The following is a 24,603-nucleotide window of genomic DNA, read 5'->3' on the forward strand; positions in this document are numbered from 1 at the left end:
AACGATGAGCGCGAATATGAAACTGGATGATGTGAGCATCTCGCGCCGCAAGGCGATCGCCGGCGGCGTTGCACTGCTGCTGGCCGGCTGCGGCGGCGGGGGCGGTGGCAGCACGGCGGCCGTTACGCCGGTGCCCGGCCCGACGCCAACACCGACGCCTACGCCTACGCCAACCCCTACGCCGACGCCCACTCCGACCAGCATCAGCTTCACGGACGCCTCGGTGCATGATCCGGCCGTGATCCGCGTCGATGGCACTTACTACGTGTTCGGTTCCCATCTGGCAGCCGCCAAGTCCACGGATCTGATGAACTGGACCAAAATCGCCGATGGCGTCAACAACAGCAACCCGCTGTTCAGCAACGTCACTACGGCGCTGAGCGACACCTTCGCGTGGGCGCAGGTTACGGACCTGTGGGCGCCCGACGTGATCCGCCTCGCAGACGGCAAGTACTACTTCTATTACGACGCCTGCAAAGGTGATTCGCCCCGCTCCGCGCTGGGGCTGGCCGTGGCCGACAAGATAGAAGGGCCATACGTCAACAAGCAGATCATGCTCAAATCCGGCATGTGGGGCCAGATCAGCGAAGATGGCGTCAAGGTCTACGACGCTCTGACCATGCCCAACACGGTGGATCCGGCGACCTTCTTCGACAGGGACGGCAAGCTGTGGATGGTGTATGGCTCGTACTCTGGCGGCATCTTCATCCTCGCGCTCGATCCGGCCACCGGCCTGCAGAAACCGGGGCAGGGCTATGGCAAGCGGCTGATGGGCGGTAATCATAGCCGCATCGAAGGCGCGTATATTCTGTACAGCCCGCAGAGCAAGTACTACTACCTGTTCACGTCCTTCGGCGGGCTTGATGCCAACGGCGCCTACAATATGCGGGTGGCCCGTTCGCTCAATCCGGACGGCCCCTATGTGGACGCCAAGGGCAACGACATGGCCAACGTAAAGTCGAATCCGGCGCTGCCGCTGTTCGACGATGCCAGCATCGCACCCTATGGCCAGAAAATCATGGGCAACCACCAGTTCGCGCTAGCTGATGGCGAAACGGGTACGCCGCTGGGCTATGTCTCGCCCGGTCACAACTCGGCCTATTATGATGCGGCCAGTGGCCAGTACTTCCTGATCTTCCACACCCGCTTCCCCGGTACGGGCGAGTTGCATCAGATCCGTGTGCATGAAATGTTCGTCAACGAGGATGGCTGGATGGTCGTGGCTCCGTTCCGCTATGCGCCATTGAGCAAGAACGCGACGCCGCTGTCCACCGAAGTGACGGCGGCAGAAGCGGCCGGCGCCTACAAGATGATCAACCACGGCAAGGACATTTCTGCCACCATCAAGCCTTCGCAGAACATCCGGCTGGCGGCCGACGGCACCGTCTCCGGTGCGGCCAGCGGCACATGGAAGCATAATGGCGGGAACAGGATCACCATCGTGCTGGGTAGCGGCGGTACTTTCAATGGCGTGCTATCGCGCCAGTGGAACAGCAATGCCAGCGCATTTGTCGTCACATGGACAGCGCAATCAGTGGATGGCGTGTCCATCTGGGGCGCACGGACGGGGAACTAGGATGTTTACGAAAATCGGAAAAAAACTCATGGCGGCACGGCCGTCGCTGGCCCTGCTGTTTAGTCTGGGCGTCGTGCTGGGCATAGGGGTCGCCAGTGCGATGTTTGCCCACGCCGCCACGCAGCCTAACGCTGTCGGCCAGCAGGTCAGCGTGCATGATCCGGTCATGATCAAGCAGGGCGATACCTGGTATCTGTTCAGCACGGGGCCGGGCATACCGTTCTATAGCTCGAAGAATATGCGCGACTGGCAGCCGGAAGGGCAGGTTTTTGCCCAGCCGCCAGCCTGGGCACGTACGGTAGCGCCCAGCTTCGATGGGCATATCTGGGCCCCCGATGTGCATTTCCACAACGGCCGCTACTATCTGTACTACTCTGTCTCCGGCTTCGGCAAGAACACCTCCGGCATCGCTGTGACGGTCAACAAGACGCTAGACCCGCGCTCGCCCGACTATCGCTGGGAAGATCAGGGGCTGGTACTGCAATCGGTGCCGCTGCGCGATAACTGGAATGCCATCGACCCGAACATCATCGAGGATGACAAGGGCAGTGCATGGCTGGCTTTCGGTTCGTTCTGGAGCGGCATCAAGCTGGTGAAACTGAACGAACAGCGTACCGCGCTGGCCCAGCCGCAGGAATGGCATGCCATCGCCAGCCGCACGACGGTACCGGCGGCTGCAGGGGTAGCGGCTGGCAGTGACGACATCGAAGCGCCGTTCATCTTCCGTAAGGGCGACTACTACTACCTGTTTGCTTCCTTCGGCTACTGCTGCCGCAAGGGCGATAGCACCTACCACGTGGTGGTCGGACGGTCGAACAGCGTCAGCGGTCCGTATCTGGACAAGAACGGCGTCGATATGATGAAGGGCGGCGGCACCACGCTGATCGCGGGAACCAAGGGCTGGCGCGGTCTGGGCCACAACGGCACTTATACCTTTGACGGCAAGGACTATCTGGTCATGCACGCCTACGAGACAGCCGACGACTTCCTGCAGAAGCTGAAAGTCATGGAAATCCGCTGGGATAGCGCTGGCTGGCCAGCGGTTGATGCCGCCGACCTTGATCGCTACCGCAGCAGCATCATCGCCCCCAAATGATGCTGCCGTTCAGCCGTCACCTGGTGCGAACGGTTTGGCTGCTGGTTGCGCTGCTGCCTGCGGGGAGCAGCGTTGCGGCAGCTTCCACGCCTTCCGCGCCGTTGCAACTGTTCCCCCTTGCCGATGTGCGGCTCGGTGCCAGCCCGTTTCTCGACGCCCAGCGCACCGATCTGCGTTACATCCTCGAAATGGAGCCGGACCGTCTGCTGGCGCCGTTCCTGCGCGAAGCGGGCCTGCCGCCCAAACAGGCCAGCTACGGCAACTGGGAATCCAGCGGCCTCGATGGCCATCTCGGCGGCCATTATCTGTCCGCACTGGCGCTGATGTATGCCTCTACTGGTGACGCCGAAGTGCTGCGCCGGATGAATTACTTTGTCGCCGAGTTGAAACGCTGCCAGCAGCAGAACGGCAATGGCTATATCGGCGGCATCCCCGATGGCAGCGCCGCCTGGCAGGCCATCGCCCGTGGCGAACTGCATGCGGATAATTTCTCCGTCAATGGCAAATGGGTGCCTTGGTATAACCTGCACAAGCTTTACGCAGGCCTGCGCGACGCTTACCAGTATGGTGGCAATGCCGATGCGCGTGACATGCTGGTCGCCATGGCCGACTGGGCGCTGGTACTGACCAGCCATCTGAGCGAAGAGCAGATGCAGGCCATGCTGCGCAGCGAGCATGGCGGCATGAACGAAGTGCTGGCCGATGTGGCGCAGATGACGGGCCAGCGCAAATATCTGGATCTTGCGATCCGCTTTTCGCAGCCGGGGCTGATGCAGCCACTGGCGCAGGGACAGGACCAGCTGACGGGCATGCACGCCAATACCCAGATCCCCAAGGTGATAGGCTACCAGCGCATAGGCAGCATGACGGGCCGCGCCGAATGGCAGCAGGCCGCGCAGTTCTTCTGGCAAACCGTGCACGACCACCGTACGGTGGCGATAGGTGGCAATAGCGTCAAGGAGCATTTCCATGATGTGCAGGGCTTCTCGCCCATGATCAATGAGGTGGAAGGGCCCGAGACCTGCAACACCTACAATATGCTCAAGCTGACGGCGCTGCTGTTCCAGCGAGATAGCCGCGCCAGCTATGCCGACTACTACGAGCGCGCGCTGTACAACCATATACTGTCTTCGCAGCGGCCCGATACGGGCGGCTTCGTGTATTTCACGCCCATGCGGCCCAACCACTATCGCGTGTATTCGCAGGTGGACAAGGGTATGTGGTGCTGTGTCGGCTCCGGCATCGAGAGCCATGCCAAGTATGGCGAGTTTATTTACGCCCATCGTGGCGACGAACTGTATGTCAACCTGTTCATCCCTTCCACGCTGAACTGGCGTGAGCGGGGCATCAGCGTGACCCAGTACGGCCGCTTCCCCGAGGAAGACCGTAGCATGCTGCGGATAGCCGGTAACGCCAGCTTTACTTTGAAAATCCGTTATCCCGCGTGGGTGGCGGCGGGCGCCATGAAGGTGAGGGTGAATGGCCAGCTAGTGAAGGTGCAGACTGGTAGCGATCATTACCTCAGTCTGCGGCGCCAGTGGCGCGATGGCGATCAGGTCGAAGTGCAGCTGCCGATGACGACACGGCTGGAGCAGATGCCGGATCAATCGAACTACTACGCGCTGCTGCATGGTCCTGTCGTGCTGGCGGCGAAAACCCGGCCGTTCGGTGACGAGAAGCTGAATTTCCTCGCCGATGAATCGCGCATGGGTCATGTGGCGCAGGGGCCGGTGTGTCCGCTGGAGGCCAGCCCCATGCTGGTTAGCGATAGCAAGGACTTCTTGCAGCGGCTGCGCCCTGTGCCGGGCCAGCCGCTGACCTTTAGCGCTACTGGGCTGGTACAGCAGCCGGGGCAGGGGCAGGGCAGCGGCGCGCGCGACAGCAGCGTCACCTTTATTCCGTTCTACCGCCTGCACGATTCGCGCTATGTGATCTACTGGCCGTATTCCACGCCTGCCAATCTGGATGCGCTCAGACAGAAGACAGCGCAGAGCGAGGCGGCGCGGCTGGCGCTCGATGCGCGCACCATCGATCAGGTGGCGCCGGGTGAACAGCAGCCGGAGTCCGATCACGGCTTCCGTGGCGAAGGTGCCGATGCGGGGCTCAATCAGGGACGCCACTGGCGCCACGCGAGCGGCTGGTTCAGCTATCAGCTCAACGACGTCAAGCGCGAGGCGCGCGTGCTGCGCCTGACCTATGCCCGAGGCGATGCGGGCCGGCGGTTCGATATCCGCATCAATGGCCACCTGCTGGCCGAAGTGACGCTGACAGCCAGCGCGGCCGAGGAGTTCTACACAGTGGACTATGCGCTGCCTGCGGATCTGCTCAACGATGGAAAATGGGAAGTGCGCTTCGAGGCGCGCGCCGGTTCCATGGCGGGCGGTTTGTACGGTTTGCGCCTGTTGCGATGATATCGAAATTGTTATCGAAGTTGGCGAAAATGTGATTGGATAGATATTCGAGATTCTCATAGTATGGATGGCAGAAGATACATAAAAATCCATCTGGAGACTTTGCTATGCAATCCAAACGCAGAACCCTGCTGGCGGCTGCCTGTCTGGCCGCCTGTTTCGCCAGCCCCGCCTCGTTCGCTGCCAAACCGCTGGTGATCGGCTTTTCCCAGGTCGGCGCCGAAAGCGAATGGCGCACTGCCAATACCGTGTCCATCAAGGACGCTGCGAAGAAAGACGGCATCACGCTGAAGTTCGCCGACGCCCAGCAGAAGCAGGAAAATCAGGTTAAAGCCATCCGTTCCTTCATCGCGCAGCGCGTCGATCTGATCGCGTTTTCGCCGGTGGTGGAATCGGGCTGGGACACGGTGCTGCGGGAAGCCAAGGCAGCCAAAATCCCCGTGGTGCTGACCGACCGTGCCGTGAACGTGAGCGACCCTAGTCTGTACGTGACCTTTATCGGTTCCGATTTCGTCGAAGAGGGCCGCCGCGCCGGCCGCTGGCTGGTGGAGCGTACTGCCAAGCTGCCTAATCCTGTCATCAACATCGTCGAACTGCAGGGCACTGTGGGTTCGGCGCCGGCACTGGATCGCAAGAAGGGCTTCGAGGAAGTCATTGCGGGCAATCCCAAACTGAAGGTGATCCGCTCGCAGACGGGCGACTTTACCCGTGCCAAAGGCAAGGAAGTGATGGAAGCCTTCCTTAAGGCGGAAGGCAAGAAGATCAACGTGCTGTATGCGCATAACGACGATATGGCGATCGGCGCCATACAGGCTATCGAGGAAGCTGGCCTCAAGCCGGGCAAGGATATCCTCGTGATTTCCATCGACGGCGTGAAAGGCGCATTTGAAGCCATGCTGGCCGGTAAGCTCAACGTCACGGTGGAATGCAGCCCGCTGCTGGGGCCACAGTTGATGCAGCTGGCACGCGATATCGTCGCGGGCAAGCCGGTACCGCGTCGTATCACCACGGTGGAGGGCGTATTCCCTGCCGAAGTGGCGGCCAAAGAATTCCCGAACCGTAAATACTGACGCTATGAGCAGCTCAATGACTGCGGCGACTGCACCAACTGTAGCGCCAGTGCTAGAACTGCGCGGTATCAGCAAGGCTTTCACAGGTGTGCAGGCGCTGAATGCCGTCTCGCTCACGCTTTACCCGGGCGAAGTGCATACGCTGATGGGGCAGAACGGCGCCGGAAAATCCACTCTGATCAAGGTGTTGACGGGCGTGCATACGCCCGATCAGGGCGAGATACTGCTGCAAGGCCGCGCCATTCGTCCTGCTTCCACGCTCGATGCGCAGAATCTGGGCATCAGTACGGTGTATCAGGAAGTGAATCTGTGCCCGAATCTGTCGGTGGCGGAGAATATTTTCATCGGTCGCTATCCGCAGAAAGCTGGCCGCATCGATTGGCAGGGCATGAGCCAGCAGGCCAGTGCGCTGCTGGAGCGCCTGCAGGTGCGCATCGATGTGAGCCGCTCGCTGGCCAGCTATCCGCTGGCGGTGCAGCAGATGGTCGCCATCTCGCGCGCCTTGCTAGGCTCGGCCAAGGTGCTGATACTCGATGAACCTACTTCCAGCCTCGATGAAAAAGAGGTCGAACTGCTGTTCTCCGTGCTGCGCGATCTGCGCCAGCAGGGGATGGCCATCCTGTTCGTCACCCATTTCCTCGATCAGACCTACGCCATTTCCGATCGTATCACGGTGATGCGTAATGGCGAGCGGGAAGGCGAGTATGCCTGCAGCGAATTGTCGCGTGTGGAACTGGTCAACAAGATGGTGGGGGCGCCCGCTGCCGGCACGAGTACGAACGCTAATGCAAGTCAGGGCCAGAGCCCAAGCGAGGCTGAAGGTCAAGGCCACGGCCAGAATCAGGCAGCTGGCTTGCCAGCTTTCCTGCGTGCGCTGGGGCTGGGGAGGCGCGGTTCGCTGGCGCCGGTCGATCTGGAAGTGCGCAAGGGCGAGTTGCTCGGGCTGGCCGGTCTGCTGGGCTCGGGCCGCACGGAGCTGGCGCGCCTGCTGTTCGGTGCCGACCGCGCCGATAGCGGAAAAGTCGCCATCCATGGCAAACAGCGCCAGATCGCCACGCCGCGCGATGCGATTGCTGCCGGCATAGGCTTCTGCTCGGAAGACCGCAAGCACGAAGGTGCGGTGCTGGAACTGTCCGTGCGCGAGAACATGATGCTGGCTTTGCAGGCCCGTCTGGGCATACTGCGCGCGATTCCGCTCAAACGTCAGCAGGAACTCGCGCAGCATTATGTGCAGGCGCTGGGCATCAAGACGGCTAGTATAGAAACGCCTATCGGTGCGCTCTCGGGTGGCAACCAGCAGAAAGTGCTGCTGGCGCGCTGGCTGGTGAATGAGCCGGAAATGCTGATCCTCGACGAGCCTACGCGCGGCATTGATGTACGGGCCAAGCAGGAGATTATGGATTATGTAGCGGGCCTGTGCCGCAAAGGTATGTCGATTCTGTTTATTTCGTCCGAGCTGCCTGAAGTGCTGCGTGTGAGCGACCGCATCGTGGTCATGCGCGACCGTAAGACGGCGGGCGAATATGCACGCAATGCACTCGATGAAAGCTCGGTGCTGCAGGTGATCGCAGCGGGAGCAAACCATGTCTAGTCTGATTTTGCAGCGGCCTGCCGCTGTGCCGAAAGCGGGAAGTTCTATCATGTTTGTGCACCATCCCCTGTTCCGTCCTGTGGCGGCGCTGGCCCTGCTGCTGTTGCTGGACCTGATGCTGATACCCGGCTTCTTCCACCTCGAACTCAAGGACGGCCATCTGTACGGCAGCCTGATCGACATCCTCAACCGCGCCGCGCCTTTGATACTGGCAGCGCTAGGGATGACACTGGTGATCGCTACACGCGGCATCGATATTTCGGTAGGTGCGGTAGTGGCCATCAGCGCTACGGTAGCGGCCATGCTGATAGGCGGTACCTTGGTCATGCAGGATGGCGTGCCGACCTATGTGGCGAACACCCCGATGGTATGGGCGCTGTGTGCGGCCATGGGCGCGGCGCTGTTATGCGGCGCGTGGAACGGCATACTGGTGGCAGGTCTGGGCCTGCAGCCCATCGTCGCCACGCTGATTCTGATGGTGGCGGGGCGCGGTCTGGCCCAGCTGTTCACGGATGGCCAGATCATCACCGTCTACTACCAGCCTTACTTCTTCCTCGGCAGCGGCTATCTGTTTGGTTTGCCGTTCTCGCTGTATCTGGTGGCTGGCGTGTTTGCCCTGACTGCACTGCTGATGCGTAAGACTGCACTGGGCCTGTTTATCCAGACGGTCGGCATCAATCCGGTGGCAGCGCGGCTGGCTGGCCTGCGTACGGCGGTGCTGATCTTCTTTGTGTATGTGTTCTGCAGCGCCTGTGCCGGTCTGGCAGGGCTGATCATCAGCGCAAATATCAAGAGCGCCGACGCGAACAACGCTGGCCTGCTGCTGGAACTCGATGCGATTCTGGCCGTGACGTTGGGCGGCACTTCGCTGGCCGGTGGCAAATTCAGTCTGGTCGGCAGCGTGGTGGGGGCGCTGATCATCCAGACGCTGACCTACACCATTTATTCGCTAGGCTTGCCGCCGGAGATCAATATGGTGGTCAAGTCGGTGGTGGTATTCCTGGTCTGCCTGTCGCAGTCGGCCGAATTCAAAACCATGTGGCGTGCCGTGCAGGGAGGCGCAGCATGAGCAGTCTGGTAATGCGCGGACGCGCGGCGATGGCGTCGCCATATTTCACTTCGCTGGCTACGGTCGTGCTGCTGGTGTTGCTGCTGGGCGCGGGCGGCGCGGCCTATCCCGGCTTCCTGTCGCTGCAGGTGCTGCTTAATCTGCTGATCGATAATGCCTTCCTGCTGGTGATTGCGGTGGGCATGAGCTTTGTCATTATCTCGGGCGGCATCGATCTGTCGGTCGGTTCCGTGCTGGCGCTGACCACCATGATGGCGGCATGGATGGTGCAGGTGTGGCACTGGCCGCCGCTGCTGGCGATAGCCATCGTGCTGCTGGCCGGTGCCGGCTTCGGCGCGCTGATGGGGGCCATGATCCATTACTTCAAGCTGCAGCCTTTCATCGTCACGCTGGCCGGCATGTTTCTGGCGCGCGGTCTATGCTACCTGATCAGCATTAACTCGATTACCATCGACCAGCCGCTGTTCGTCAGCATGTCGCAGACCCAGTTGCCGGTGCTGGATGGTTATCTGTCGCCGTCCGCCCTGATTGCTTTGCTGACGCTGGCCGCTGCCATCTATGTGGCGCACTGCACACCGTTTGGCCGCGCGATCTACGCGGTGGGTGGCAACGAGCAGTCGGCCCACATGATGGGCTTGCGCGTGGCCCGCACCAAGGTGCTGATCTACGCCTTCAGCGGTTTCTGCGCGGCGCTGGCCGGTGTGCTGTTCTCGTTCTATATGCTGTCCGGCTACGGCCTGCATGCGCAGGGCACGGAACTCGATGCCATTGCTGCCGTGGTCATAGGCGGCACGCTGCTCAGTGGCGGCTACGGTTATGTGGCCGGTGCGCTGTCCGGCGTGCTGGTGCTGGGCACCATCCAGACCCTGATTGCTTTCGACGGCACGCTCAGTTCGTGGTGGACCAAGATCGTGATCGGTGCACTGCTGTTCGTATTCTGTGTGGTTCAGCGCGCACTGGCGCTGGGCGCACGCCGTTAAGATTTACAAGGAGACTGTTTTGAAAAAACATATGAAATCGTATCTGCAACCGCTGGCCATGGCCGCCCTAGGCATGGCTGCACTGGCCGCGCCGGTGGCAGAAGCGGCCAATCCGCTGTTCCCCAAACTGTTCACGGCCGACCCCTCGGCCTATGTAGAAAACGGTACGGTGTACCTGTACGTCGGCCACGATGAGGCTACGCCTAAGAGCCCCGACTACGTGATGAACGAATGGCGCTTGTACACCAGCTGCGACATGAAGAACTGGACCGACCGCGGCTCGCCCGTGCAGGCTGCCACCTTCAAATGGGCCAAGGGCCACGCATGGGCGGCCGATATCACCAAGCGCGATGGCAAGTACTATTTCTATTCCACGGTGGATCATGCCACCATCCCCGGCCATGCTATCGGCGTGGCCGTGGCGGATCGTCCGGAAGGCCCGTTTGTCGATGCGCGCGGCTCGGCACTGGTGACCAACGATATGACGCTGCAGGCGCCGATTGCATGGGACGATATCGATCCCGCTGTGTTCCAGGATGACGATGGTCAGGCCTATCTGTACTGGGGCAACACAGTGCTCAAGTACGCCAAGCTGAAACCGAACATGATCGAATTCGACGGCCCTATCCAGACCGTGGGCATGGACATGTTCACGGAAGCGTCTTATCTGCACAAGCACAACGGCATCTACTATCTGTCCTACTCGCGCAACTTCCCCGAAGAGACGGCGTATATGACGGGGCCTAGCCCGACCGGGCCATGGCACTATCGCGGCGTCATCATGTCCAAGAATGCCAGGGTGAAGACTATCCATCAGGCCATCGTCGACTTTAACGGCAAGTCCTACATCTTCTACCACAACGCCAAGCTGCCTGGTGGCGGCGAGTTCCGTCGTTCCGTGGCAGTGGAAGAATTCAAGTACAACGCCGACGGCACGATACCGTTCATTCCGCAGACTAAAGAAGGTCCGGCCGCAAATCCTTCGTCAGCATGCAAGTGATATTCAATCAATCTAGTTGAGGCTTGTAGTAATACTGATTGTGATATCATTTTTCCATGGATACTAACCCGAACTGGTTCCTGCGCGCGCGCCTGAAAACGCGCCAGCTGTTGCTGCTGATCGCGCTGGACGAACAACGCAATATTCACCGTGCCTCGGAAGAGCTGCACATGACACAACCGGCCGCCTCCAAGCAGCTCAAGGATCTGGAGGAGATGCTGGGCGTGCAGTTGTTCGAGCGTCTGCCGCGCGGCATGGAACCGACCATCTATGGCGAAACCATGATACGCCATGCCCGCATGGCGCTTACCAGCCTGTCGCTGGCGCACGAGGATATCGTCGCCATCAAGGCTGGTCTGGCAGGGCAGGTGGATATCGGCACCATCATGACGCCCGGCATAGAACTGCTGCCCAAGGCGATCACCCGCACCAAGCAGCAGGCGCCGCGTCTGCGCATAGGCGTGGAGATGGAGCAGTCCAACATCCTGCTGGAGCAGTTGCAGCGGGGACGGCTGGACTTCATGATAGGCCGTATTCCGGAACGGCATAGCTCCGAAGGCCTGGCCTATGAAGAGCTGGGCGACGAGCCGGCATGCGCCGTGGTGCGCCCCGGCCACCCGCTGCTGTCGGCGCGCAAATTGAGTCTGCGCGAGCTGGCCAGTCAGGCGTGGATACTGCCGCCGCAAGGCAGTATCCTGCGCGCCCGCTGCGAACTGATGTTCCGCCGCGCGGGGCTGGAAGTGCCTGTCAACGTAATTGACACCACCGCCGTGCTGCTGATTACGCCGCTGCTGCAGCAGACCGACGCGCTCAACGTGATGCCGGTCGCTGTGGCCAAATACTACGAATCGCAGGGCGTGCTGAATATCTTGCCGATCGAGCTGCCGTGCCGCATGGATGCTTACGGCATCATCACGGTGGAAGGCCACATCATGTCGCCCGGCGCCAGCCTGCTGCTGAAGTCCGTACGGGAAGTGGCGCGCGAACTGGCCTGATCTGAAACTGCATGCTTGCGCCATGCCGGCCGCTTCTGGCAAACTCACCGTCATGTAACTTAGACAACGGATGGGGTAAGCATGAATCGAAGCAAAGTGGCGCGCTGGTCCAAGCGGCTTGCTGTGGGTGTGACAGGGCTGGTGGCCGTGTCGGTCGCAGGTGGCTGGCTGTATTTACGCGGCAGTCTGGCGCAGCTGGACGGCACGCAGCAGGCAGCGGGACTGGAGACCACGGCCAGCGTGGCGCGCGATGCGCATGGCGTGCCGCTGATCAGCGGTGGTTCGCGGCTGGACGTGGCTTACGCTACTGGCTTCGTGCACGCGCAGGAACGCTACTTCCAGATGGATCTGCTGCGCCGTGTGGCCGCCGGTGAACTGTCGGAACTGTTCGGCGAGCGCGCGCTGTCGGTCGATAAATCGCACCGCTTGCACCGCTTCCGCGCGCGCGCCGCGCAGGCATTGAAGGAACTGCCAGCCGCTGATCGTGCGCTGCTGGAGCGCTATGCCGCCGGCGTGAATGCCGGTCTGGCGCAACTGCGCAGCCGTCCCTTCGAATATGCTCTGGTGGGAATGGCACCACGTGCATGGTCGGCCGATGACTCGCTGCTGGTGATCTGGGCCATGTACTTCGACCTGCAGGGCGGGCAGGAAGCGCGCGAACTGGCGCGCGGCTGGCTGGCCGAAAACGCCAGCCCGGCCCAGCGCAGCTTCCTCGCACCGGAAGCCACCCACTGGGATGCACCGCTGGACGACGTTTCGCCTATCGCCGGCACGGCCACCATCCCGGATATGCCGCCAGTCTGGTGGGGCAAGCCTAAAGCAGCCGGCGTACCCACTCTGACCGATCCGAAAGCGGCCAGCATACGCGCCCTGTTCGACAGCAAAGTAGCGAGCGCCGATTTTCTTAACACGGTAGGCAGCAATAACTGGGCCGTAGCCGGCAGCCGTAGCGATACGGGCGCCGCCATCGTGGCCGACGATATGCACCTGGGGATTTCGCTGCCCGCCATCTGGTACCGCGCCGCGCTGCAATTCCCGGACGGGAAGGGCGGCCAGCGCCGCATCGTCGGCGTAACCCTGCCCGGTGCGCCGGTGGTGGTGGTCGGCAGTAACGGCCATGTGGCATGGGGCTTCACCAACAGCTATGGCGATTACGCCGACCTGATTGCACTCGATACCGATGCGGCCAGACCGGGGCAGGTGCGCACCCAGGCGGGCTGGGAAACCCCGGTGCTGCATGAAGAAACCATCCTCGTTAAAGGTGCGGCAGCCGAGAAGCTGGCCGTGCGCGAGACGTCGCTCGGTCCTATCCGTGTATCGCGTGGCCGCAGTTATGCCGTGCACTGGGTCGCCCACACGGCGCGTGCAGTGAACGTCAACGCGCAGAAGCTGGAATGGGCCGATTCGCTGGATCAGGCGCTGGCCATCGCGCCGACGCTGGGCATACCGGCGCAGAATTTCGTTGGCGGCGACGACAAGGGCAATATCGGCTGGACCATCGCCGGTCCGTTGCCGCGCCGTGCCGCCAGCGGAGTTGTCAGCACCTATCCTATGCCGGTCAGCGAAGCGGCAGGTGTATGGAATGGCTGGCTGGCGCCGGAAGACTATCCGAAAGTGGTGAACCCGGCTTCCGGCCAGCTGTACACGGCCAATAGCCGCCAGCTGCTCAACGCCGGCTCGGAAAAGCTGGGCGATGGCGGTTTCGATCTGGGCGCCCGTACCCATCAGGTGCGCGACGACCTGACGGCACTGGGCGCGAAAACCGATGTGAAGAAAGTCTACGAGATCGGTCTGGATGACCGTGCCATCTTCATGGCGGGCTGGCGCGACCGTGCCATGGCCGCACTCGACGCCAAGGCGCTTGCTGGCCAGCCGCAGCGGGCCGAAGTGCTCAAGCTGCTCAAGGAGAGCTGGAGCGGCAAGGCCAGCGTGGATTCGGTGGGCTACCGCATTACGCGCGGCTATATGTATGCGCTGTACGATCTGCTGTTCGAAAGCGCCAATGAGCAGCTGGCGGCGATCGATCCGAAAGCCAGCATGGCTTCGATTACGTCGCGCTGGCCGGTCGTGGTGGCGCGCGTGCTGGACCAGCAGCCGGCGGCATGGCTGCCGCCCCAGTATGCCAACTGGCAGGCACTGCATCTGGCCGCGATAGACCGGGTGATCGCCAGCCTGACCAAGGATGGCAAGCCGCTGGCCAGTGCCAGCTGGGGTGAGCGCAATACTGCCGTGAGTGCCCACCCGTTTGCCTCTGCCGTGCCGCTGCTGGGCCGCTTCCTGAAAGTGGCGCCGGACATGCTGCCCGGCGACCAGCATATGCCGCGTGTCTCCGGCCCGACCTTTGGCCAGTCCGAGCGGCTGTCGGTCTCGCCTGGTCATGAAGAGCAGGGTATTTTTAACTTGCCAGGTGGCCAGAGCGGCCATCCGCTGTCGCCATATTTCCTTGATGGCCGTGACGACTGGGTACATGGCCGTCCGACGCCGCTGCTGCCGGGGCCTGCCCAGCATACGCTGACGTTTGTGAAGTAAGCGCAGCGAGTCCGAACAGTGGGCGCAGCACTGCGATGCGGCGCACCACTTCGAACACAGCGAAGCTGATGCTGAAGGTCAGCACGATCAGAATCAGGCCTTCGGTGGCCGGTGCCAGTTTGACTGGTTTGAGCCAGTGCGCCATGCAGACGATCAGGGTCTGGTGCAGGATGTAGACGGGGAACACGGCCTCGGTCAGATAGCGCCGCTTGGCACTGTCGAAGTTCAGATGGCGGTGGCCGAAACCGCACACGGTCAGTATCGGCGCCCACTGGCACAGGCAGTAAATGGTGCGCATGACCGGCTTCCATTGCCGGACTTCGGCGCTGCCGGCCAGTGCTTCCGGTATCGACCAGTAGCAGACGATCAGCGCCCAGCTGGCCAGCCACAGACCCAGGCTGGTCCAGCGCAGCGCTTCCGCCTGACGCCAGAATGCCGCCTGCGTGGCCAGCAGCGCACCGAGGGCAAACAGGAAGAAGTACTGGGCGTTGTTATACCAGTCGTCCACCAGTGCATGGGTGCTGGGGTAGCGGTCGGCCAGACCGAAGCGTGCAGCCGCCAGCACGGCGACCGGCAGCACTACCATGCGCCAGCCACTCAGCAAACGGCCCAGCCCATCCGACAGCGCACGCCAGCGTGTTCCCAGCAGCCAGACCAGCAGCCCGCCCAGCATGGTGTAGGCCCACAGGTAGGCGACAAACCACAGGTGGTTCCAGGTCGGCAGGCGCAGGCAGTCGTTGCCGCGGCAGAAGCCGTGGTAGCCCTCTACGTACAGGCGCATGAATTCCGCATAGCCGCCCTGATAGCTGATTTTTTCCACGATTTCGAAATACGCTTGCGGCGGTACGATGACGAACATGCCGAAGATTAGCGGCAGCAGCAAACGCCAGCTGCGTTGCCGCAGCAGAGCGCCGATGCGCACTTTCTGCAGCATGAAGGCGGTGGCCACGCCGGAAATCATGAACAGGAGGCCCAGACGCCATGGCGAGGACAAAATCATCAGCGGTTCAATCGCGTCGCTGGCAAACGGGCTCTTGACGTGCCAGTCCCAGGTTACATAGTACATGCCGGTGTGATAGAAGATCAGCACGCAGAAGGCGAAGATGCGTATCCAGTCGAGGAAGTAGAGACGGTTGTGGTTCATCGTTAGCTCCTTGTTAATGGAGCAAGATTAAATTGAACTGCCGCCGGCGTCTACCAGGATGGGGCGAAACGGGTGTGGCATGGGGCGAACCGGATAGTCCGGTACCCCGGACGGGGGCGGATGGGATGCGGCCGCAGCTTAACCACAGTTCAGCCGCAGTTCAGCCGGGCTTGCAGTTCGGCGCGGTACTGGCGGCTGAGAGGCGCGCGGCTGCCATCGTGCAGCATGATTTCGCCGTCGCCCTTGTCGAGATTGGCGATACTGGCAATGGCATCGAGCCGGACGGCGGCGCGCCGGTGGCAGCGCACGAAGCGCGGGCCCAGCTTTTCCAGCAGGCCGGCCAGCGTCTGGCGCATCAGCGGTTCGCCTTCGGCCGTGTGCAGGATCACGTAGTTATCGGCGGTCTCTATCCACAGTATCTGCTCGACCTTGACGATGCGCGTGCCACTGCGTTCGGGCACCAGTAGCTGGGTGACGGCGGGCAGCGGCGGCCGGGTAGCTGCAGTTTGCTGCGCCGTGGCTGCCGCGGCTTGCGCGTCGGTGCCGGCAACGGTTGCGGCCAGCCGCTGCTGCACAAGCCGCTCGCGTACGCGCTGAAGGGCGCGTTGCAGGCGCGGCTGGTCGTAGGGTTTGAGCAGGTAGTCGATGGCGTTGGCATCGAAAGCGCGGAGCGCATATTCGTCGTAGGCGGTGACGAACACCACGCAGGGCGCGGGTGTGGGCAGCGAAGCGGCAACATCGAGGCCGCTGACTTCCGGCATCTGGATGTCCAGCAGCAGCAGGTCGGGCGCGAAGGCGGGCAGGCGTTCCAGTGCCTCGACCCCATCGCGCGCTTCCTCGATGGCGCTGATATCCGGTTCGGCCGCCAGCATGCGGCGCAGCTTTTCGCGCGCCGGCCGTTCGTCGTCAACGATCAGGATGCGCATGGCAGTCGGATCTCGGTTAGTACGCCTGCGGGAGCAAGCTGGTGCAATTCGACGCTGGCACGTTCGCCATACAGTGCGCTCAGGCGTTCGCGCAGATTGCGCAGGCTGATGCCGGCTGTGCTATCGGCTGTGCTGCCACCTTCAGCACGCGCCGTAGTCAGCGTGCCGCTATCGTCCTGCACGCGCAGCAGCAGCATATCCTGCTGGCGCAGGGCCGAGACATGGATGGCAACCGGCTGGCGGCGCCGTTCCACCGTATGCTTGAAGACGTTCTCCAGCAGTGGCTGCATGCTCATCACCGGCACTTCGCAGGCCAGCGCAGCATCGTCGATCTCCCAGCTGATGCTGACACGGTCGGCAAAGCGTTCGCCCATCAGGGCGGCATAGCCGCGCACGATGCGCAGTTCGGTCTGCAGCGGCACCAGATGGCGTTCGCCCACGTCCAGCGTGGCGCGCAGCACATCGGATAGCTGCACCAGCATGCTGTCGGCGCGGGCCACGTCGCTGTGCATCAGCGAGGAAATGGTGTTGAGTGCATTGAACAGGAAGTGCGGCTGCATCTGCTGGCTCAGGCGCAGTAGCTGGGCCTGACGCAGCGATGCGTTGGCCCGTTCCACCCGCACGCGCTGGTCCAGCATGGCGTGGAAGGACAGCACGCCAAAGGTAATCGCGGTAAATAGCGAGAAGAACACCGTCATCTTGATGTCCTCGTACAGAAACACGCGCGACCAGCTATCGTGCGTATAGCTCTCGCCCATCAGTGCGTAGACGGCGTGGCGCATGCCGAAGGCGATAGGTACGAACAGCAGCCAGTAAGCGAACAGCCAGGGCAGCTGGCGCAGGAACCAGCGCAGCGGCGTCGCTATCCATGCGTCGTACTGGCGCGTGTAGCACCTTTGCAGCAGCAGTAGCAGGGTGCCGGTCAGCGCCGACGAGGTTTCCCACAGCACGGGCTTCCACAGGCCGTGATCATGCTCGCGCAGATATTCCTGCACCGAGGTGGAGATCATCAGGCTCCAGAACAATAACCACGCGATGGCAATGATGGTCCGTGTTTTCTGCATAGCGCTAGCGGTAGCGTGCTTCCATGAGGTCGATTTCACGCACCAGCTTACGCGAAATTTCGTCGGAGATGTGGTCGTGCCGTGCCAGATCCCATACGGCGCGCCGTTCCGCTTCCAGTGCAGCAAAGCGCAGTTCCTGTTCGGCGTGGTCGGTCTTGCGCCAGGCCTGTTCGCTGGCCGGATCGACTTCCTTGAGGCGGTGCTCGTAGAAGGCGATGACCCGCGCTGCCGCCTGCGGGTAGACTTCCGGATCGACGCAGCTTTCCGCTTCCATCAGCGTGATCTGGGTCTGCTCGATGGCCGTGATGGCTGCCTTGGCGGCCATGCGGCGGGCCGTGTCTTCTTCGCGCTGCTCTTCCGTCTCGGCGGGGAAATTCACCCCGGCCAGCAGGCGCGGCAAGCCTATGCTGGCGATCAGCAGCGACACCAGTATCACCGAGCAGGCCAGAAAAATGGTCAGTGCACGGGCAGGGAAGGGCCGGCCGTCCGGCATCAGCAGGGGCAGCGTCAGCACGCCGGCCAGCGTGATGGTGCCGCGTGCACCGGCCAGCGTGGTGGCCAGCAGCAGGCGCGGGTTGATCTTGATGCGCGGCTGGTGGCGCATGCGCTGCTTGAAGATGGTCAGGCGCAGCGACGCCCACACCCACAGCATGCGCAACAGCAGCAGGCCGGCATTGATGGCCAGCGCGTACACGGCCAGCCACCACGGATTAAGGTGGCCGCTCTCTTCGATGGTGGCGCGGGCATCGTGGAACACATCGGGTAGCTGCTCGCCCAGCAGTACGAACATCACGCCGTTGAGAGCAAACTGCACGGTGTCCCACACGGCCGAACGCTGGATGCGGGTATGGGCCAGCGCATGGCCGCTCAGTTCAACGTAGCTCATGGTGATGCCGGCTGCCACGGCGGCCAGTATGCCCGAACCATGCAGGCGCTCGGCCACCAGATAGGCGCCGAAGGGTAGCAGCAGGTTGACCAGTATGGGCGAGCCGACCGGTTCGCCGAAGTGGCGCGTCAGCCAGCGCTGCACGCCCGTGACCAGCAGCGTGACGGTGACGCCGGCAGCGATACCGGCCAGCACCAGCCAGCCAAAAGTCATGGCCGCACTGGCCGGCGAGAAGCTGCCTGTGAGGGCGGCCACCACGGCAAAGCGGAAGCACACCAGACCGCTGGCATCGTTGAGCAGCGATTCGCCTTCGAGGATGTGCATCAGGCGTTTCGGGATAGGCGTGCTGGCCGCAATGGCGCTGACGGCGACCGGATCGGTGGGGGAAACGATGGCGGCCAGCGCAAACGCCACGGCCAGCGGCATGGCGGGGATCAGCCAGTGGATCAGGAAGCCGGCGCCGATCACGGTGAACACCACCAGTCCCAGCGCCAGTTCGAGGATCATGCCTTTGTCGCGCAGCAGGCCGCTCTTGGGGATGCGCCAGCCATCGAGAAACAGCAGGGGCGGCAGGAAGGCCAGGAAGAACAGTTCCGGTTCCAGTTCCACCCCGTGGCTGGATTTGGCGGCGATCAGGGCGCCCAGCGTGATCTGCACCAGCGGCAGCGGCACGGCGCGCGGCAGCAGGCGCGAAATATACGCGCTGGCCACCACTGCCAGCAGCATGATGAGTATGACTTCAACAGCATCCATTTCACTACTTTCAATATTGCAAAACCAGTCTTACTTTACACCATGATTACTGAGCGAAACAGTTGCTGCTGCCATGCAGCGGCGCCCCGCAAGCGGCCGTCAGCCGGCGTGGCAAAAGGCACTGGTATTTTTTTCTGGCATCTGTCATAATCTTGCCTTCTGCGGGAGTAGCTCAGTTGGTAGAGCGCAACCTTGCCAAGGTTGAGGTCGAGAGTTCGAGACTCTTCTCCCGCTCCAGAATTCAGCGGTACATCAAAAAAGAAGCCTTCCGGCTTCTTTTTTTTTGGCCATTTTTCTGGCCAGCGTTGTAAATCGTGCTGTAAATCAATACTTTGCAGGTCAAAATGTGACTTATCCCACTTGCAAACGTTATACTGAGACGTAATGGCAGGGTTGCCCCATCAGGGCGACTGCTGGTTAGCGGACCACCTTCGGAGACGAAATCTATGAAATCAGTTCAGCAGGAAGTTGATGAGCGCAGTAATCTGACCAACTCCAATAAATTCGAACTGCTACTGTTCCGCCTTGGCGCTGATGCGAATGGCGAACATTCTGAGTTGTTTGGTATCAACGTCTTCAAAATCCGCGAGATCGTCGCGATGCCGGAAGTCACCGCCGTGGCCGGTTCGCCCGAGCACATGCTGGGCGTGGTCAATCTGCGCGGCCAGATCATCACCGTGCTCGATTTGCCGGGCATCGTCGGCGTCAAGCCTAAGACCGGCCTGAACATCATGCTGGTGACGGAATTTGCCCGTACCACGCAAGCGTTTGCGGTGGAATCGGTGGACGAAATCGTGCGTCTGGACTGGAGCCAGGTGCTGACGGCCGAAGGGACGGCCGGCGGCAAGGTGACCAGTATCGCCCGCGTCGACGGCGATGTGCAGAACACCCGTCTGGCCCAGGTGCTGGACGTGGAAACCATCTTGCGCGACCTGACCCCGTCCGAGAGCGACGATGTCGATCCTGAAACCATCGGTCCTAAACTGCATATGAAGCAGGGCGCTGTCGTGCTGGCAGCGGATGACTCGGTGGTGGCACGTAACCTGATCGAAAAAGGTCTGGAAGCGATGGGCGCCCACTTCATCATGACCAAGTCCGGCAAGGAAGCCTGGGATCGCCTGCAGGCGATCTACGAAGGCACCAAGGCCGAAGGCATACAGGTGCAGGACCGCATCGCCATGGTGCTGACCGACCTCGAAATGCCGGAAATGGATGGCTTCACCCTGACCCGTCTGATCAAGCAGGATGCGCGCTTCTCCAAGATTCCGGTGGTGATCCACTCCTCGCTGTCGGGCAAGACCAACGAAGACCACGTCAAGGGCGTGGGCGCGGACGCCTATGTGGCCAAATTCTCGGCCGAAGATCTGGCCAGCACCATCCGCAATGTACTGAGCAAGGCAGCGCTGTAAGCCTGCCAGCCAGCAAATAACAGGGGCCGTGACGGCGACGTCACGGCCCCTGTTGCTTTGGGCCTGCCGTTTCAGCCGGCCAGATTGCGCGCGTGGAAGCGGATATGGTCGTCGATGAAGCTGGCGATGAAGTAATAGCCGTGGTCATAGCCGGCATGGCGGCGCAGCTGGATGGGCTGGCGTGCATTGATGCAGGCCGCTTCGAATTCCTCGGGATAGAGCTGCTCGGTGAGGAATTTGTCGCCCAGACCCTGATCGATCAGTATGCCGTCCGGGAAGGGCGTCTGTTCCTGTTCCATCAGCAGGCTGGCATCGTGCGCGGCCCATTTGCGCCGGTCCTCGCCCAGATAGCCGCTGAAGGCCTTGATGCCCCACGGGCAGCGCGACGGTGCGGCGATGGGCGCAAACGCGGACACCGAGCGGAAGATGTCGGGCCGGCGCAAAGCCAGCGTGAGCGCGCCATGGCCGCCCATGGAGTGGCCGCTGATGCCGATGCGGCGCGGATGGATCGGCAGTTCCTTCACCACCAGTTGCTGCAGTTCGTGGATATAGCTCTCCATGCGGTAGTGGCTGGCCCATGGCTGTTCACTGGCATCCAGATAGAAACCGGCGCCCACGCCGAAATCCCAGTGTTCGCTTTCGCCCTCGATGCCGGCCCCGCGCGGGCTGGTGTCGGGCGTAATCAGCGCCATGCCCGCTTCGGCGGCGGCACGCTGGGCGCCGGCCTTGATCATGAAGGTCTCTTCGGTGCAGGTCAGCCCGGCCAGAAAGAACAGCGCCGGCACCTGGGCGTCAGCCTTGTGCGCGGCCGGCGGCAGAAACACGCCGAAGCGCATAGGCAGGCCCGTGCTCTGCGAGGTATGACGGTAAAAACGCTGGACGCCGCCAAAGCAGACGTGTTCGCTCAATAGTTCAAGCATGGGCTACCCTTTAATCTCAGCCGTGTTCTATATGTATTCTGGCGCACAGTAGAAACCCTGCCGCCCCGCCAGAATTGTACAAGTTTCCAATACGAGGAGGTGGGCATGGCGGATTTTTCGCGCATCGTCACGGCTATGGGCTGGCCGCTGGCCATCATCCTGGCATGGCTGGCGGGCGAGCTGCTGCACCGCTGGACGCGGCTGCCGCGTATCAGCATGTACGGGCTGGTGGGTTTTCTGATGGCGCAAGTGATGCCGGATAGCTTTGCCAGCGGCGCATCGAGCACGGTGACGCTGCTGGCCAATCTGGCCTTTGGCCTGATTCTGTTCGAGTTCGGCTATCGCATCAATCTGCACTGGCTGCGCATCAATCCGTGGATCGCCGTGAGCGGGCTGGCGGAATCGGCCGCCACCTTCGGCGTGGTCTACCTGATTTCCCATCTGACCCAGATGCCGCCGCTGACTTCGCTGCTGCTGGCCTCGCTGGCCATGTCGACGTCACCGGCGGGCGTGCTGCGCGTGATTAACGAGACCGATAGTGCCGGACAGGTGACGGAACGGGTGCTGCATCTGGTAGCCATCAACTGCGTGCTAGCGCTGTTCGTGTTCAAGGTGGTGGTGGGATTCTGGGTGTTCCAGACGTCGGGCAGCCTGCCGCAGGCGGTGTCGCACAGCCTGATCGAACTGGGCGGCGCGGCCCTGCTGGGCGGGCTGCTGGGCTGGCTGGTGCCGGCCCTGCTGCGCCAGCTCGGTGCGCTGGCGCGCGATGGCACGCTGGCGTTTGCCATGGGCGTGATGCTGCTGGTGCTGCTGGCCCATGCGCTCGATGTCTCGCCCGTGCTGGCCACGCTGACCTTCGGACTGGCAGCCCGCCATAGCCGCGTGATGCTGAGCCGCACCGAACGCAATTTCGGCGCCATCGGCGAATTGCTGGCCGTGCTGCTGTTCGTGTTTGCTGCCTCGGCACTGGAATGGGAGCGTGTGCTGGCCGGCGCTGCGCTGGGCGCAGTGCTGGTGCTGGCGCGCTTTCTGGTCAAGGCCGGCATGGTGATGCTGTTTGCCCGCGCCGGCGGCATCACCTGGCGCAAAGGTTTGCTGACGGGCGTGGCGCTGGCGCCCATGTCGGTGTTCGTCACTCTGCTGCTGGAGCAGACGCGCTATGTGGGCATCGTGCTGGTGGACGAACTGGCGGCACTTGCCGCCATGACGCTGCTGCTGGAAGTGCTGGGCCCTGTGCTGACCCAGCGTGCCCTGATCTGGGCGCGCGAAACCCCTGAAGAGGAGGAAGCCTGAATGCCTTTGCCACCGTTTAAATCATCCACCCCGCTCAGCATGGGGGTGGAGCTGGAGCTGCAGCTGGTCAGCCTGTCCGATTACGATCTGACGGCCTCCAGTCCCGACCTACTGCACCTGCTGGGGCGCAAGCCGTTTCCCGGCAACGTCACGCCCGAGATCACCGAGAGCATGATAGAGATAAACAGCGATGTGCAGCATCAGCACGATGCCTTGCTGGCCCAGCTGGAACTGGTGCGCGACACGCTGGTGCAGGCCGGCGAGCGGCTGAATATCGGCATCTGCGGCGGCGGCACCCATCCGTTCCAGAAATGGACCGAACGGCGCATCTATGCCAAGCCCCGTTTCAAACAGGTGTCGGCGCTGTATGGCTATCTGGCCAAGCAGTTCACCATCTTCGGCCAGCATGTGCACATCGGGTGTGCCTCGGGCGACGATGCGCTGTACCTGCTGCATGCGCTGAGCCGCTACGTGCCGCACTTCATTGCGCTATCGTCGTCCTCGCCGTTCGTGCAGGCCAACGATACGCTGTTCAATTCGGCGCGGCTGAATTCCGTGTTCGCTTTCCCTATGAGCGGGCGGGCACCGTTTCTGCTGGACTGGGCCAGCTTCGAGCGCGATTATTTTGCCAAGATGGAGCACACGGGCGTGATCAACAGCATGAAGGATTTTTACTGGGATATCCGCCCCAAGCCCGAATACGGCACCATCGAACTGCGCGTGTGCGATACGCCGCTGACGGTGGCGCGGGCGGCGGCGCTGGCCAGTTATCTGCAGGCCCTGTGTGCCTATCTGCTGGAACGGCGCAGCCCGGCACCGCAGGAAGACGACTATCTGGTGTACAACTACAACCGCTTCCAGGCCTGCCGCTTCGGTCTGGATGGCACGCTGGTTCATCCGCAGACATACGAAAGCCTGTCGCTGCGCGAAGACATCCTGACTACGCTGCGCAAGATGGCGCCGTATGGTGCGGCGCTGGGCGGTACGGCCGGCCTAGAACATCTGGTGGCGGTCACGCACGAGGGCAGCGATGCGCATTTCCTGCGCCAGCAGTTTGCCCGCAGCGGCAGCGCCGAAGGCATGGTGGCAGCCGCCATCCAGCGCTTCCGCAGCGGCTAGTCAGTGGGCGGGGCTGGCGATGGCGCTGTTGAGGCGTTCGATATAGGCGTCGGGCGTGGCCTTGTTGCACATCAGGTAGCGCTCCGGCCCATGGGGCAGATCCTTGAAGCGCAGCAGGCGCAGCTGGCGGGTCTGCTCGGCGGGGTGGTGCTCCATGATGTAACTGCCTTCTTCTTCCGAGACAAACATCATGTCGGCCGCCCCCTTGCTGATCGACTGCACCATCTTGGCGGTGGGCGCGGTGGAGATGGCGAGTATGGGCTGGGTACGGGCCAGCATTTTGTCCAGTTCGCTGCCGTAGGAGTAATTGTCCTTGACCAGGATGCGCACATCCTTGCGCTGCATGAGTTCCTGCAGGCTGCCGTCGCCGTGCTCGGCCAGATGGACGTGGGCCAGCACGGTCCAGTCCTTGTCGTGGTACAGGGGCTTGGTAAATTTGGCGTAGATCTCGCGCTCGGGGGTGCGGAACCAGCCGATGGCGCAGGCGGGTAATTTGCTGTCGCGTACGGTCAGCAGCTGGCGGTTGGTGGGCAGGTTGAGCCAGCGGGCGCTGATGCCGGCCAGCCGGAAAGCGCGCGTGGCAGGTGCACCCGTCAGGCCGCCGGGACCGCCTTCGGCCGCGGTCATCAGATAGGGCGGACGTTCGCTGTACAGCACCTGTACGGTCGGTTCATGGGCTTGCGCAGCGCCGGCGAGTGTGCAGAGTATGGCGCAGATCTTGGCAATACGGAAACGCAGCATGAACGGCCTCATCAGGAATATCCATAGAGCT

At 62.2% G+C, this 24,603-nt stretch carries 18 protein-coding genes, 1 tRNA gene and 1 pseudogene; 14 read left to right on the top strand and 6 right to left on the bottom strand.

Going from position 1 to position 24,603, the window contains the following annotated elements; all coding sequences use genetic code 11:
- The first annotated feature begins 4 nt into the window (after positions 1–4).
- The 10 genes from GTP23_RS10285 to GTP23_RS10330 all read left to right on the top strand — a co-directional run bounded on the left by GTP23_RS10285 (position 5) and on the right by GTP23_RS10330 (position 14,317).
- Positions 5–1,576, top strand: coding sequence for a glycoside hydrolase family 43 protein (locus GTP23_RS10285; RefSeq protein ID WP_229256039.1), 1,572 nt, complete (start codon positions 5–7; stop codon positions 1,574–1,576).
- A gap of 28 nt (positions 1,577–1,604) precedes the next feature.
- Positions 1,605–2,672, top strand: coding sequence for an arabinan endo-1,5-alpha-L-arabinosidase (locus GTP23_RS10290; protein ID WP_308494798.1), 1,068 nt, complete (start codon positions 1,605–1,607; stop codon positions 2,670–2,672).
- 23 nt (positions 2,673–2,695) lie between these two features.
- Positions 2,696–5,083, top strand: a complete 2,388-nt coding sequence (locus GTP23_RS10295; RefSeq protein WP_371866885.1) for a beta-L-arabinofuranosidase domain-containing protein — start codon at positions 2,696–2,698, stop codon at positions 5,081–5,083.
- 107 nt (positions 5,084–5,190) lie between these two features.
- A complete protein-coding gene (locus tag GTP23_RS10300) occupies positions 5,191–6,153 on the top strand; it encodes an ABC transporter substrate-binding protein (RefSeq protein WP_161035063.1) in 963 nt (320 codons plus the stop codon).
- 16 nt (positions 6,154–6,169) lie between these two features.
- The gene (locus tag GTP23_RS10305; protein ID WP_161035064.1) at positions 6,170–7,744 is read left to right on the top strand and encodes a sugar ABC transporter ATP-binding protein; all 1,575 of its coding nucleotides are present in this window, start codon (positions 6,170–6,172) and stop codon (positions 7,742–7,744) included.
- 49 nt (positions 7,745–7,793) lie between these two features.
- Positions 7,794–8,813 (top strand): ABC transporter permease, encoded by a 1,020-nt coding sequence (locus GTP23_RS10310; RefSeq protein WP_229256079.1) that lies wholly within the window; start codon positions 7,794–7,796, stop codon positions 8,811–8,813.
- Entirely contained in the window at positions 8,810–9,793 is a 984-nt protein-coding gene (gene yjfF, locus GTP23_RS10315; RefSeq protein WP_161035066.1) for a galactofuranose ABC transporter, permease protein YjfF, read from the top strand. Before GTP23_RS10310 ends, yjfF begins: the two co-directional genes overlap by 4 nt.
- Before the next feature lie 58 nt (positions 9,794–9,851).
- A complete protein-coding gene (locus tag GTP23_RS10320; protein WP_161035581.1) occupies positions 9,852–10,793 on the top strand; it encodes a glycoside hydrolase family 43 protein in 942 nt (313 codons plus the stop codon).
- A gap of 56 nt (positions 10,794–10,849) precedes the next feature.
- The gene (locus GTP23_RS10325) at positions 10,850–11,788 is read left to right on the top strand and encodes a LysR family transcriptional regulator (protein WP_155435200.1); all 939 of its coding nucleotides are present in this window, start codon (positions 10,850–10,852) and stop codon (positions 11,786–11,788) included.
- Between the two features lie 81 nt (positions 11,789–11,869).
- On the top strand, positions 11,870–14,317 hold the full coding sequence (locus GTP23_RS10330) for a penicillin acylase family protein (protein WP_161035067.1): 2,448 nt from the start codon (positions 11,870–11,872) through the stop codon (positions 14,315–14,317).
- Between the two features lie 67 nt (positions 14,318–14,384).
- On the opposite strand, the pseudogene GTP23_RS10335 reads toward GTP23_RS10330, so the two are convergent.
- The 4 genes and pseudogenes from GTP23_RS10335 to GTP23_RS10350 all read right to left on the bottom strand — a co-directional run.
- Positions 14,385–15,461: pseudogene (locus tag GTP23_RS10335) on the bottom strand (acyltransferase family protein); the annotation flags it as partial.
- Between the two features lie 149 nt (positions 15,462–15,610).
- On the bottom strand, positions 15,611–16,387 hold the full coding sequence (locus tag GTP23_RS10340) for a LytR/AlgR family response regulator transcription factor (RefSeq protein ID WP_161035068.1): 777 nt from the start codon (positions 16,385–16,387) through the stop codon (positions 15,611–15,613).
- Entirely contained in the window at positions 16,375–17,451 is a 1,077-nt protein-coding gene (locus tag GTP23_RS10345) for a sensor histidine kinase (RefSeq protein WP_161035069.1), read from the bottom strand. Before GTP23_RS10345 ends, GTP23_RS10340 begins: the two co-directional genes overlap by 13 nt.
- Positions 17,452–17,455: 4 nt before the next feature.
- A complete protein-coding gene (locus GTP23_RS10350; protein WP_161035070.1) occupies positions 17,456–19,090 on the bottom strand; it encodes a Na+/H+ antiporter in 1,635 nt (544 codons plus the stop codon).
- Between the two features lie 161 nt (positions 19,091–19,251).
- Between GTP23_RS10350 and GTP23_RS10355 the strand changes: the two genes are divergently transcribed.
- Positions 19,252–19,327, top strand: a tRNA-Gly gene (locus GTP23_RS10355).
- A gap of 209 nt (positions 19,328–19,536) precedes the next feature.
- Complete coding sequence (locus GTP23_RS10360; RefSeq protein WP_155435205.1) at positions 19,537–20,499, top strand: chemotaxis protein; 963 nt, start codon at positions 19,537–19,539, stop codon at positions 20,497–20,499.
- 71 nt (positions 20,500–20,570) lie between these two features.
- Here the strand turns inward: GTP23_RS10360 and fghA are convergent, their stop codons facing one another.
- Positions 20,571–21,419: an S-formylglutathione hydrolase gene (fghA, locus tag GTP23_RS10365; protein ID WP_161035071.1), complete on the bottom strand. Its 849-nt coding sequence runs from the start codon at positions 21,417–21,419 to the stop codon at positions 20,571–20,573.
- Positions 21,420–21,524: 105 nt separating this feature from the next.
- Here fghA and GTP23_RS10370 point away from each other — a divergent pair, with 105 nt between their 5' ends.
- Entirely contained in the window at positions 21,525–22,712 is a 1,188-nt protein-coding gene (locus tag GTP23_RS10370; RefSeq protein ID WP_161035072.1) for a cation:proton antiporter, read from the top strand.
- Positions 22,713–23,831: a YbdK family carboxylate-amine ligase gene (locus GTP23_RS10375; protein WP_161035073.1), complete on the top strand. Its 1,119-nt coding sequence runs from the start codon at positions 22,713–22,715 to the stop codon at positions 23,829–23,831.
- Here GTP23_RS10375 and GTP23_RS10380 read toward each other — a convergent pair whose 3' ends face one another.
- Positions 23,832–24,572, bottom strand: coding sequence for a substrate-binding periplasmic protein (locus GTP23_RS10380; RefSeq protein ID WP_161035074.1), 741 nt, complete (start codon positions 24,570–24,572; stop codon positions 23,832–23,834).
- Positions 24,573–24,603 lie beyond the last annotated feature (31 nt).

The sequence above is a fragment of the Duganella fentianensis genome, assembly GCF_009857835.1.
Taxonomy (GTDB): domain Bacteria; phylum Pseudomonadota; class Gammaproteobacteria; order Burkholderiales; family Burkholderiaceae_D; genus Rugamonas; species Rugamonas fentianensis.